The 11,717-nt window shown below is 74.3% G+C and carries 13 protein-coding genes; 4 read left to right on the top strand and 9 right to left on the bottom strand.

From position 1 onward, the window contains the following. On the top strand, positions 1-834 hold the full coding sequence (locus O2V61_RS11565) for an ABC transporter ATP-binding protein (protein WP_269183458.1): 834 nt from the start codon (positions 1-3) through the stop codon (positions 832-834). 112 nt (positions 835-946) lie between these two features. On the opposite strand, the gene O2V61_RS11560 is transcribed toward O2V61_RS11565, so the two are convergent. Together O2V61_RS11560 and O2V61_RS11555 are read right to left on the bottom strand one after the other, a co-directional pair. Further along, positions 947-1,162 (bottom strand): hypothetical protein, encoded by a 216-nt coding sequence (locus O2V61_RS11560; RefSeq protein WP_269183457.1) that lies wholly within the window; start codon positions 1,160-1,162, stop codon positions 947-949. An 830-nt stretch (positions 1,163-1,992) separates the two neighbouring features. Then, the gene (locus O2V61_RS11555; RefSeq protein WP_269183456.1) at positions 1,993-3,933 is read right to left on the bottom strand and encodes a BCCT family transporter; all 1,941 of its coding nucleotides are present in this window, start codon (positions 3,931-3,933) and stop codon (positions 1,993-1,995) included. A gap of 147 nt (positions 3,934-4,080) precedes the next feature. On the opposite strand from O2V61_RS11555, the gene O2V61_RS11550 reads away from it, so the two are divergent. Further along, the gene (locus tag O2V61_RS11550) at positions 4,081-5,010 is read left to right on the top strand and encodes a mechanosensitive ion channel family protein (RefSeq protein WP_269183455.1); all 930 of its coding nucleotides are present in this window, start codon (positions 4,081-4,083) and stop codon (positions 5,008-5,010) included. Further along, positions 5,007-5,540 (top strand): hypothetical protein, encoded by a 534-nt coding sequence (locus O2V61_RS11545; RefSeq protein ID WP_269183454.1) that lies wholly within the window; start codon positions 5,007-5,009, stop codon positions 5,538-5,540. Before O2V61_RS11550 ends, O2V61_RS11545 begins: the two co-directional genes overlap by 4 nt. 2 nt (positions 5,541-5,542) lie before the next feature. On the opposite strand, the gene O2V61_RS11540 is transcribed toward O2V61_RS11545, so the two are convergent. Together O2V61_RS11540 and O2V61_RS11535 are read right to left on the bottom strand one after the other, a co-directional pair. Then, positions 5,543-6,571 carry a zinc-dependent alcohol dehydrogenase family protein gene (locus tag O2V61_RS11540; protein WP_269183453.1) on the bottom strand — a complete coding sequence of 343 codons (1,029 nt, stop codon included), beginning with the start codon at positions 6,569-6,571 and terminating at the stop codon, positions 5,543-5,545. A 54-nt stretch (positions 6,572-6,625) separates the two neighbouring features. Then, positions 6,626-6,883, bottom strand: coding sequence for a DUF167 domain-containing protein (locus O2V61_RS11535; protein ID WP_269183452.1), 258 nt, complete (start codon positions 6,881-6,883; stop codon positions 6,626-6,628). Between the two features lie 197 nt (positions 6,884-7,080). On the opposite strand from O2V61_RS11535, the gene O2V61_RS11530 reads away from it, so the two are divergent. Continuing rightward, the gene (locus O2V61_RS11530; protein ID WP_269183451.1) at positions 7,081-8,187 is read left to right on the top strand and encodes a fatty acid desaturase family protein; all 1,107 of its coding nucleotides are present in this window, start codon (positions 7,081-7,083) and stop codon (positions 8,185-8,187) included. Between the two features lie 36 nt (positions 8,188-8,223). On the opposite strand, the gene O2V61_RS11525 is transcribed toward O2V61_RS11530, so the two are convergent. From O2V61_RS11525 to O2V61_RS11505, 5 genes are all read right to left on the bottom strand, one after another. After that, the gene (locus O2V61_RS11525; RefSeq protein WP_269183450.1) at positions 8,224-8,892 is read right to left on the bottom strand and encodes a sigma factor-like helix-turn-helix DNA-binding protein; all 669 of its coding nucleotides are present in this window, start codon (positions 8,890-8,892) and stop codon (positions 8,224-8,226) included. Beyond that, on the bottom strand, positions 8,889-9,386 hold the full coding sequence (locus tag O2V61_RS11520) for a hypothetical protein (protein WP_269183449.1): 498 nt from the start codon (positions 9,384-9,386) through the stop codon (positions 8,889-8,891). The genes O2V61_RS11525 and O2V61_RS11520 overlap by 4 nt, the downstream gene beginning before the upstream one ends. Positions 9,387-9,390: 4 nt before the next feature. Next, positions 9,391-9,930, bottom strand: coding sequence for a gamma carbonic anhydrase family protein (locus tag O2V61_RS11515; RefSeq protein WP_269183448.1), 540 nt, complete (start codon positions 9,928-9,930; stop codon positions 9,391-9,393). A gap of 111 nt (positions 9,931-10,041) precedes the next feature. Further along, positions 10,042-10,932 (bottom strand): NAD(P)H-hydrate dehydratase, encoded by an 891-nt coding sequence (locus O2V61_RS11510; protein ID WP_269183447.1) that lies wholly within the window; start codon positions 10,930-10,932, stop codon positions 10,042-10,044. Further along, positions 10,913-11,668: a histidine phosphatase family protein gene (locus tag O2V61_RS11505; protein ID WP_269183446.1), complete on the bottom strand. Its 756-nt coding sequence runs from the start codon at positions 11,666-11,668 to the stop codon at positions 10,913-10,915. The genes O2V61_RS11510 and O2V61_RS11505 overlap by 20 nt, the downstream gene beginning before the upstream one ends. Positions 11,669-11,717: the final 49 nt, after the last annotated feature.

The following is an 11,717-nucleotide window of genomic DNA, read 5'->3' as shown; positions in this document are numbered from 1 at the left end:
GTGACCGACTCCCGCACCCACTCCCCCGCCGGCCTCGGCCAGCCCCCGGCCGTCCGGCTGGCCGCCGAGGGCGTCCGGCTCGCCTACGGCGACAACGTGGTCGTCGACGACCTGGACCTCCAGCTCCTCGACGGGTCGTTCACCGCGATCATCGGCCCCAACGGCTGCGGCAAGTCCACGCTGCTGAAGGCGCTGGGGAGGCTGCTGCGCCCCACCTCGGGCACCGTGCTGCTCGACGGCCGGGCGATCACCGCCACGCCGACCCGCGAGGTCGCCAAGGTGCTGGGCCTGCTGCCGCAGACGCCGTTGGCGCCGGAGGGGCTCACCGTCGCCGACCTGGTCGCCCGGGGGCGGCACCCGCACCAGAGCTGGCTGCGGCAGTGGTCCTCCGACGACGAGGCCGTGGTCACCGAGGCGCTGAGCTGGACCGACATGGCCGAGCTCGCCGACTCCCCGGTCGACGCGCTGTCGGGCGGGCAACGACAGCGGGCCTGGATCTCCATGGCGCTGGCCCAGGGCACCGACCTGCTGCTGCTCGACGAGCCGACGACCTACCTCGACCTCGCCCACCAGGTCGACGTGCTGGAGCTGGTGAGCCGGCTGCACGGGGAGAAGGGCCGGACGGTCGTCGTCGTGCTGCACGACCTGAACCTGGCCGCCCGGTACGCCGAGCGGCTGGTCGCGATGAAGGACGGCGTCCTGGTCGCCTCGGGCACCCCGCAGGAGGTGCTCACCGAGCAGCTGCTGGCCGACGTCTTCGAGCTGGAGGCCCGGGTGGTCCCCGACCCGGTGACCGGCACCCCGATGGTGGTCCCGATCCGCCGCCTCCGCTAGCTCCCCACCCCTCCCAACCCCCCACCTCCCGCCCCGGGCGGGAACGATCATGGAGCTGGCGGGGCGACACACCGTCGGCGATCGGAGTGTCGCCCCGCTGGCCCCATGATCGTCACCGGTGGTGCAGCCCGAAGGCCCGCGTCACGGTGATCACCATCTCGGCGGGACGGCGGTAGACGTCGTGGTCGGTGACGTGCAGCAGGGTCCACCGGGTCCCGGTGAGCTGGTTGGCGCGGCGGCGGTCGGAGCGGAGCTGCTCCCGGCTGCCGTGGGCGATGAGGCCGTCGTACTCGGCGCCCACCCGCCACTGCCGCCACCCGGTGTCCACCGAGGCGGCGCATCCCGTCGACCGGCACCTCGATCTGCAGCTCCGGGGCGGGCAGCCCAGCGTCGATGAACCGCCACCGCATCCGGGACTCCATCGGCGACTCGGCCCGGGGGTCGGCCAGCGGCACGAGGTCACGCAGTCGCGCCACCCCGCGGAGTCCGGCCTGCACTGCGCCGGCGGGGGCCAGCTCCTCGCGGGTGCAGGCCCCGGCGCGCAGCGCTGCGTCGAGGGTCGCCAGCCCGTGGACCGGCGCGGTCAGCCGGACGACGTCGCAGGCCGTGCGCGCCGCCGGGGTCACCCAGACGCCGTCCAGGAGCACCGCGTCGTCCGTGCCGAGGCGGGAGGGGTGGACCCGGATGCCCGGCCGGCTGCGGTTCGCCAGGTCCGGCGGGCCGAGGAAGTGCAGCGTCGCCGGACCGAGGACGTCGAACCCCCACAGTGCGGCCGCGGTGCTGTGGCAGGCGACCAGGTCGGGTCCGACCGCCAGCGCCGCAGCCCGGAGGTGCAGCGCCGGGGAGTCGGGCAGGTCGCCGTCCACCAGCACGCCCCGCCACGGCGACCGCCGCCATCGCCCCGCAGCCACCAGCCCCCGGATCTCCCACTCGGAGTGGCTCTCCCGGGCCTGGGCGGTGGTGAAGACGCCCTGTTGCGCGGCGATCGTGCGGTAGAGCGCGAAGTCCATCCCCGCAGCGTCCGAGCCGAGACCCCGCCACCGAGACCGCAGAGGAGATCTGTGGACAGACCCTCAGCCGGTGGATGCGCGAACGATCATGGAACTGCGGTGGCGACCCGCCGGAGTGCACCGGCGGGTCGCCACGCCAGCTCCATGATCACCGCTGAGTGGGACCCGGGGGCTGGGTGGGGCCAGGGGGCTGGGTGGGCTCGGGGTGTGCTTCGGGGTGGCCGTTGGGGGTGTGGCGGACGACCAGCTCGAAGTCGTCGCCGTGCCGGGTGATCCCGTCGACGACCGCGGCCTCGACGGCGTCGCTGGCGTAGGCCCGGCGCAGGACCATCGGGTCCGAGCGCAGGTCCTTGGTCAGCGCGATCGCCAGCCCGATCATCACGACCGCGAAGGGCAGCGCGGCGATGATCGTCAGGTTCCGCAGCCCCTGCAGCGCCTCGTCACCGCCGACGAGCAGCATCACGGCGGCCACGCCACCGGTCAGCAGCCCCCAGAAGACGACCATCTTCGAGGTCGGTTCGCGGGTGCCGCGCTCGGACAGCGAGGCCATCACGATCGAGGCGGAGTCCGCGCCGGTGACGAAGAAGATCCCGACCAGCAGCATCACGATCACGCTGGTGACCGTGGCGATCGGCAGCTCCTGCAGCAGCCCGAACAGCTGGCCCTCGGCCGTCGCCTGCCCGGCGAGGTCCTGCCCCTCCCGCTGGGCGTCGATGCCGGCACCGCCGAAGACGGCGAACCAGAACAGCGTCACGACACTGGGCACCAGGAGCACGCCGGTGATGAACTCCCGGATGGTGCGGCCCCGGCTGATCCGGGCGAGGAAGACGCCGACGAACGGCGTCCAGGAGATCCACCAGGCCCAGTAGAAGACCGTCCAGCCGGACAGCCACTCGGCCACTGCGTCCCCGCCCGAGGCGTTCGTGCGGGCGGCGAGCTCGGGGAGGTCGGCCAGGTACGAGCCCAGCGCGGTCGGCACCAGGTTGAGGATGAACACCGTCGGACCGACCACGAAGACGAACAGCGCCAGCACGAACGCCAGGACGACGTTGATGTTGGACAGCCACTGGATGCCGCGGGCGACGCCGGAGAAGGCGGAGGCGACGAACGCCGCGGTCAGCACCGCGATGATGCCGACGGTGGCCGCGTTCCCGACCGGGCCGAGCCAGCCGAGGATCTCCAGCCCGCTGCCGATCTGCAGGGCGCCGAGCCCGAGGGAGGCGGCCGTGCCGAAGAGCGTGGCGAAGATGGCCAGGACGTCGATCACCTTGCCGGCCGGGCCCTCGACGACGCCACGGCCGAACAGTGAGGTGAACGCGGAGGAGAGCAGCTGGCCACGGCCCCGGCGGTAGGTGCCGTACGCGACCGCCAGCCCGACCAGGGCGTACAGCGCCCACGGGTGCAGCGTCCAGTGGAACAGCGTGGTGGCCATCGCCGTCGTGACGGCTTCATCGGTCTCACCGGCGACGGTGCCCGGCGGCGGGGCGACGAAGTGCGACAGCGGCTCGGCGACACCGAAGAACATCAGCCCGATGCCCATCCCGGCGCTGAACATCATCGCGATCCAGCTGATCGTCCGGAACTCCGGCCGTTCGTCGTCCCCGCCGAGCGGGATGCGGCCGTAGGCGCTCGCGGCGATCCACAGGATGAAGATCACCACGGCGGAGGCCAGCAGCACGAAGAACCAGCCGAGGTTCCCCTCGATCCAGCCGAGGGCGCTGCCGCTGGCCGAGCCGAGGCCGGTGGGGCTGAGGAAGCCCCAGGCGAGGAAGGCCAGCGAGAGGACGGCCGCGACCCCGAAGACCGTCCGGTCCAGCTGCGGACGGCGGTCGTGCTCCTGGGTCGGCGGCTGGGCGATCGCCGGGTGGGTGTCGCTGGCGACGTCGGGGTCGAGCACGTCGTCGATCGTCTGCCCGGACGGCGTGGCGTCGGGGTCCGCGGTCTCGTCGTGACCTTGGGTCACAGCGGCGCTGGTCGAGCCGGGAAGCGGCTGACCGGGCGGGTCGTTCGGTGGCTTCGTCACGTGGTGCGGCGCCTGCTCGGCGCCCCTCCCCTCCAGGTCGGTGCGCAGGTCCAGCGCGGTTCTCACGGCGTGGACAGCTGGTTGCAGAGATCCACGTTCGGCGCAGTCGGGCCAGGATGCAAATCCTGCACCCTCGTGCTCTGCTGTCCCACCCGGCCCGCACGCACCACCCAGGCGGTCGACGCACAGCTCGACCGGCCACACTGGACGTCGATGAACGTGCTCGCCGCAGGACCGGTCACCGACTTCTTCTACTGGCTGCGCGGACCCGCCCTCGATGCGCTCCTGATCGTGCTGGGCGCCCTGCTGCTCGCCCGGCTGATCAGCTGGGCGGGCACCACGATCACCGACCGGATCGACGCCGCCGCGACCGACTCCGACGCCCTGGTGCGCTCCGAGGCGGCCAAGCACCGGCACTCGCTGACCCAGGTGCTGACCTGGGCGGCGATCGTGCTGATCTGGTCGATCGCGGTCATCTTCGCCCTCGACCGGCTGGGGCTGCCGGTCACCGGCCTGGTCGCCCCGGCCACCGTGCTCGGCGTCGGGCTGGGCTTCGGCGCCCAGCGGGTCGTCGGCGACGTGCTGGCCGGCTTCTTCCTGATCACCGAGCGGCAGTACGGCTTCGGCGACGTCGTCTCCATCCAGGTGGTCGGCGGCATGGAGCCCGCCGAGGGCACCGTCGAGGACGTCACCCTGCGGATCACCCGGGTGCGCTCGGTCGACGGCGAGGTGGTGATCGTGCCCAACGGTCAGATCGTCAAGGTCACCAACCTCTCCCGCGACTGGGCCCGGGCCGTCGTCGACGTGCCGGTGCCCGCGACCGCGGACGTCACCCGGGTGCAGGAGGTGCTGCGGGAGGTCGGTCAGCGGGCCTTCGCCGACCCGCGACTGCACAAGCTGCTGCTCGACGAGCCCAGCGTGATGGGCGTGGAGAGCCTCTCCCTGGACGAGGTCAACCTCCGGGTCGTCGCCCGCACCCTGCCGGGCAAGCAGTTCGACGTGGGCCGCGACCTGCGGGCCCGGGTGGCGCTGGCGCTGTCCCGGGAGGGCGTGTCGGTGCGGGCCACCACCGTGCAGGACGGCGTGAGCATCCAGGACGAGGCGCTGGCCGAGGACCGGGCACGGAGTGGGAGCACCGCATGAGCACCTCATCGGACGACCAGCCCACGAAGGTGCTGCCGCAGTCGAACGAGCCGCCGGCGCACGCCGCGCCGGCCACCCGGCGCACGCCGGGCTGGCCGAGCTCGGTGCCCGCGCACATCGGGCGGTTCCGCACCTCGAGCGTGGTGCTCGGGGTCCTGTTCGTGGTGCTGTTCCTGCTGAACCTCCTCCTGCCCCAGCCGGACAGCGGGACCACGGACGTCGTCCTCCCCAGCGGGGAGACGGTCCAGGTGCCCAACTCGCTGCTGCCCAGCGACGTCCGGACCACGACGACCCCGACGCCGACGAGCACCCCGACGGCGCCGAGCAGCGAGGTGCCCACGGACGACGAGGAGCCGGTGACCACACCGTCCCGCGCCACCACCCGCGCACCGGCGTCGACCCCGACGCCGACCCGGGCGCCGACGCCCACCACCGCGACGACCGAGGACGAGCAGACCGACGACGAGACGACGGAGGCCGAGCCGACCCCCACCACCGCGGACGAGACGACGGCCGACCCGACCGACTGAGCTCAGAACGAGGTGACGACGGCGATCCCCGGGTCCCGCCCCACGGCGACCAGCGCCGCCCCGGCGTCGTCCAGCCCGAGCTCGCGCGTGACCAGCAGCTCCGGGCGCAGCCGGCCGGCCGTGATGAGCGAGAGCATCGCCGGGTAGTCGGCCGCGGCCATGCCGTGGCTGCCCAGCAGGGCCAGCTCACCGGCGATCACCCGGTCCATCGGGATCTCCGGGCGGCCGAGCGCGGGCGGCAGCAGCCCGACCTGGACGTGCCGGCCCCGCGGGCGCAGGCTGCGGATCGAGTTGAGGCAGGTCACCGCGGCGCCGAGGGCGTCCAGCGAGACGTGCGCACCGCCACCGGTCAGCTGGGCGACCGCGGCCGGCACGTCGCCGGCGCCGTCCACCGTGTGCTCGGCGCCGCAGGCGCGGGCCAGCTCGAGTGCCCCGGGTGCGACGTCGACGGCCACCACCCGGGCCCCGGCGGCCACCGCCACCTGCACCGCGGACAGCCCGACACCGCCGCAGCCGTGCACCGCCACCCACTCGCCGGGCCGCACCCGCCCGACGCCGGTGACGGCCCGGAACGCGGTGGCGAACCGGCAGCCCAGCCCGGCCGCGGTGGCGAACGGCATGTCGTCGGGCAGTGCGACCAGGTTGACGTCGGCGGCGTCCAGGGCGACCAACTCGGCGAGTGAGCCCCAGTGCGTGAACCCGGGCTGGGTCTGGTTCTCACACACCTGCCCGGCGCCGTCCCGGCACGGCCCGCAGTGCCCGCACGCGCAGACGAACGGCACGGTCACCCGGTCGCCCACCGACCAGGTCTGCACCCGGCTCCCCACCGCGGCCACGGTGCCGGCCAGTTCGTGGCCGGGCACGTGCGGCAGGACGACGTCGGGGTCGTGGCCGGACCAGCCGTGCCAGTCGCTGCGGCAGATCCCGCTGGCGCCCACCCGGACGACGACGCCGTCCCGACCGGGCGCCGGGTCGGGCAGCGTCCGGACCGTCAGGGGACCACCGAACTCCTTGAACACCAGCGCGCGCACCCCGACAGCCTCCCCCGCCGGGCCGGGGGCGCGACATCGGCCCCGGGGGAGGGGTCAGCGGGCCAGCAGCCCTTGGAGTGCGTCGTCGGTCCCGCCGTCGACGTCGACCACCTTCGAACGGGCGGTCGCGCCGGTGACCAGGGTGACCGCGGACCGGCGGACGCCGAAGGCGTCGGCGACCGCGGCCAGCGCCGCCTCGGTGGCCTTGCCGTCCACGGCGCGCGCCGACACCCGGACGACGAGGGCGCCGTCGTGCTCCCCGCCCACCGCGGTCCGCCCCGCGCCCGGCCGCACCCTGATCGCCACCCGCACGCCGGCGAGTCTGCCCGTCGCCCGGCGTGTCCGGGCTCCCCTCGCGTAGCACCTCGCACGACCGGCGTGGCGGGGGCCTGCTCCGTCGCCTACCGTCGGCGGCACGCGGTGCTCCATCCAGACGTAGCGCGGTCCCCTGTCGTCGCCGGTCGCCCGGCACCACCCGGAGCAGCCCGGGACCCACTCTGAGAGAGCAGATGACCGCAACCACCCTGGAGGGCTCCACGCCTCCCCCCGCTCGGCAGCCCCGCTCCGAGCGCCCCCGCGACCGCCAGGTCAGCGTCTACGCCGCGCTCTCCCAGCAGGTGAAGGACGCCGGGCTGCTGAACCGCCGCCGCCCGTACTACGTGGTCGCCATCGCGCTGACCGTGGCCGCCTTCGCCGGGGTCTGGGTCGCGATCGTGGCGCTGGGCGACTCCTGGTGGCAGCTGGGCCTGGCCGTCGTCCTCTCGCTGGTGTGCACCCAGTTCGGCTTCCTGGGCCACGACACCGCACACCGGCAGGCCTTCGGCTCGCACCGGGCCAACGAGTGGAGCTCCCGGGTGCTCTCCTGCGGCTTCGCCGGCATCGGCTACGGCTGGTGGATGCAGAAGCACAACCGGCACCACAACGCCCCGAACCAGATGGGCAAGGACCCCGACATCGAGTCCGCGGTCCTGGCCTTCACGCCGGACGACGCCGAGGACCGGATGACCGGCCTGCGCGGCTGGTGGACCCGGCACCAGGGCTGGGCGTTCTTCCCGCTGCTCTGCTTCGAGGGCGCGGCCCTGCACGCCAACAGCGTCGCGACGCTGGCCCGGGAGAAGACGATGCCGCACCGCCGGCTGGAGATCGCGATCATCGCGGCCCGGCTCGGGCTCTTCGTCGCCGCGGTCTTCCTGATCATGCCGCCGCTGCTGGCCGTCGCCTTCATCCTGGTCCAGCAGGCGGTGTTCGGTCTGCTCCTGGGCGGTTCGTTCGCGCCCAACCACAAGGGCATGCCGATCGTCCCGAAGAACGCCAAGGTCGACTTCCTGCGCCGCCAGGTGCTCATGTCGCGCAACATCAAGGGCGGCCGGGTCACCGACTTCATGATGGGCGGCCTGAACTACCAGATCGAGCACCACCTGTTCCCGAGCATGCCGCGGCCGAACCTCAAGAAGGTCCAGCCGATGGTGCGCGCGCACTGCGCCGAGCACGGGATCAGCTACACCGAGACGTCGCTGGTGGGCTCCTACCGGATCGTCGTCCAGTACCTCAACCGCGTCGGGCTCGGCGAGCGTGACCCGTTCGTCTGCCCGCTGACGGCGTCGACCCGCAACTGACGCCGGGCCCCGCTGCTCTCCAGCAGCGGGGCCCGATCACACGGTGAGCAGCACCAGCACGGCGACGAGGACCAGGAACCCCGCCAGGGCGATCAGCCCGGCCCGGTGACGCTGCTGCGACCGCTCACCGTCCAGCACCCGGGTGTGGACGCCGTCGGGGTCGGCGGGCGTCCGAGCGGCCAGCTCGCGCACCCGTGCCGCGGCCTGGACGCCGTCCACCCCGAGCACCTCGCCGAGCCGGCCCAGCGCCCGCTCGGTCAGCACCCGGACGTCGTCCACCGGGGCACCGAGCGCGTCAGCGGCCTGCTCCTCCAGGAGCCCCGTGCCGTGCCGGAGCGCGACGGCCGCCCGCTCCACCGGGGGCAGCTGCGCCAACGCGGCGGCGGTCTCGTCCTGCGGGACGGGCGCCGGTCTCGCCGCGCCGAAGCCGGGGACACCGCCGGCGCCGGCGACCAGCGGGGAGTGGGCGAACGACTCCCCCACCCGGCTCCACCGCCAGTCCACGTGCGCGGCCACCAGCTCCCGCCGGACGGCGGCCAGCGCCTCCGTCCGGTCGGCGAACCGGTCCCAGCGGCGGTGGACGGCGATCAACGCCTCCTGCTGCAGGTCCTCGGCGGCCCGGCGGTCACCGGTGAGCAGATGGGCCGTGTGGAAGGACGCCGCCGACACCGCGGCGACGAACTCCTCGAACGACCCGGCGCTCATCCGTGGCCGGGGGACGCCACCGGCTCGGACCAGCCGGCCAGGTGCCCGATCCAGGCGAGGGCGAGCCAGGCACCGGTCAGCTGACCCCGGTCCGACCCGTCGCTCAGGACCAGCCGCCACTCCGCCTCCGGGTGGCGGGGCGAGCGCGAGCCGGTGCCCGGCACCGCCGCCACCACCCGCCACGCCTCCACCGGCAGCCGTCGCGCCAGCCTCCCCGCCGGGGTCGCCCAGACCCCGGTCCGGGTCGCCTGCACCGGCTCGGACGGGCCGGACTCGGGCAGCCGCAGGGTCAGCGGACCGAGGTCCAGGTAGTCGTCCGGGTCGGCCGGCACGGTCCACCCGGGTCGACGAGCCCCGATCCCGGCGTCCGCGCCCAGGGTCGCCAGCGCGGAGACCAGGTGGACGACCCCGCCGAGGAACCGGCCGGCCCGGAGGGCCGCTGAGGTGTCATCGACGGTCCAGGAGACCTGACGGCGCAGCTCCTCGGCGCTCACCGGCTCAGCCCGCCTCGTGCACCCGCCGGACGGCGCGGTGCTGGTCGAGCCGGTCGGTGTAGCTCTTGGCGTTGAGCGCGATCGCCGTCCGGTCGTCCTCGGTGGTCTCCCGCCGCACCTTCGCCGGCACCCCGGCCACCAGGGAGTTCGGCGGGATCTGCGCGCCCTGCATGACCACCGCGCCGGCGGCCACGATCGACCCGGAGCCGATGTGCGCACCGTTGAGCACGGTGCTGCCCATGCCCACCAGCACGTCGTCGTCGACCCGGGCGCCGTGCAGCACCACGTTGTGGCCGACGGTCACGCCACGGCCGATCACCAGCGGGTGCCCGGGGTCGCTGTGCAGGGTGGAACCGTCCTGCACGTTGGAGTCCGCACCGATCTCGATGACCTCCGAGTCGGCGCGGGCGATGGCGCCGTACCAGATGCTGGCGCGCGGGCCCATGATCACCTTGCCGACGACGACGGCCGTGGGAGCGATGAACGCCTGCTCGTCGATCTCCGGGGCACCGAAGTCGAGGGCTCCGATGTAGCTGTCAGCCACGTTGCTGCACTCCTCACCGAGGTCGCGGGCGGTTCCCGCTGCTGGGCGCAGCAGATCACACCGGGTCGTCGGCGCCCCACTCGGCGAGGAAGGCCGCCGGGGAGAGCCCGGTCAGAGGTCGACCTCGGCCATCACCCGCGGGATCTCCGGCGGCAGCTCCCGGGCCAGGAAGCCCAACCGCCCGACCGTCGCGGCCAGCCGCTCACCGGCCCGGCCGTGCACGTGCGCGGCCCACACGGCGGCCTGGGCGGGCTCCGCACCGCGGGCCAGCAGCCCGGCGACCACCCCGGCGCGCACGTCCCCGGAGCCGGAGACGCCGAGCCCGGCGCCGCCGTTCTCGTCCGCCCAGAGCCGGCCGTCCGGTGTGGCGATCCAGCTGGTCGCCCCGCCCAGCCCGACCACGGCCTCGGCCTGCTCGGCCAGCCGCCGGGCAGCTCCGGCCAGGTCGTCCTCGACCTCGTCCTGTCCCACGTGCAACGCGATCGCCAGCTCGGTGGGGTTCGGGGTGAGCACCACGTTGCCGCCCAGGTGGTGCACGCACGCCGGGTCGGCGGTGACGGCGGCCAGCCCCAGCGCGTCCAGGGCGACCGGCCCCGGCAGCTCGGGCAGCAGCTCCTCGACGAGGCGCCGGGTCTCCGGCTCGTCGGCCATGCCCGGCCCGATCAGCACCGCGGACGCCTCCGCGGCCAGGTCGAGGAGGAACTGGGCCGAGGAGCCCCGGATGGCACCGGCATCGGTCGACGGCACGCCGCGGACCAGCGCCTCGGGCAGTGAGATCGACACGTGGGGGGCGACCTTCGAGGGCACGACGACCTGGAGCTTGCCGGCGCCGGAGCGCAGCGCGGCCTCGGCCGCCAGCAGCACCGCGCCCACGGTCTCGGTGCTCCCGCCGACGACCAGGATCGAGCCGCGGGCCTCCTTGCCGCCGGTCGGCTCGGGCAGCCGCCAGTCGCGGAGCACCTGGGGGCTGACCAGGGTGTGGTCAGGCCGGGGTCGGGACATCGGTCTCCTCGGTGACGGGCGCGCCGTCCGCCGGGTCGGCGTCGGCCAGGTGGTCGACGTCGTTGAACCCGGCCAGCCGGAACTGCCCGCCGTCGGCGGACTCGTAGCGGGTCACGGAGGTGTTGGCGACCTGCTCGGCCCCGTCGATGTCCAGCAGCTCCTGCTCGGAGAGCTCCTCCAGCACGTACCGGAACACCATGATCACGGCCTGGTGCGAGACGCAGAGCAGCCGCTCGCCGTCGTGCCGCAGCGCCTCGGTGGCCAGCAGGCTGCGCACCCGCAGGGCGACGTCGGCCCAGCTCTCCCCGCCCGGGGGCCGGTAGTAGAACTTGCCGAGCAGCTCACGGCGGCCGGCCTCGTCGGGGTGCTCCTCGCGGATCCCGTGCCGGGTCATCCCGTCGAAGACGCCGAAGTCCCGTTCCCGCAACCGCTCGTCGTACCGGACGGTCAGGTCCAGTCCGCTGGCGGCCACCGCCCGCCGGGCGGTCTCGGCCGCGCGGGTGAACGGCGAGCTGAGCACCGTGGTCGGGCGCTCGTCCGCCGGCAGTCCGGCCAGCCACGCACCGAGGGCGTCGGCCTGGCGCTCGCCGGTGTCCGACAGCGGGACGTCGGGGTCGCGGACGTCGAGCTCCAGCCGGCCCGACCCGGTCTCGTGTGCCTGCGCGTCGGCGAGGTTGCCCACGCTCTCGCCGTGCCGCACCAGCCACAGGGCGGTGGGACCAGGTGCCCGTGCCATCGGTCGTCCCGTCGTCGTCGCGGCGCCCCTGCTGAGCGCCGTCCGCCCT

Origin of the sequence: Modestobacter sp. VKM Ac-2985 (assembly GCF_026967925.1) — a bacterium.
Lineage (GTDB): Bacteria > Actinomycetota > Actinomycetes > Mycobacteriales > Geodermatophilaceae > Modestobacter.
This window is presented reverse-complemented; position numbering and strand designations above follow the sequence as displayed.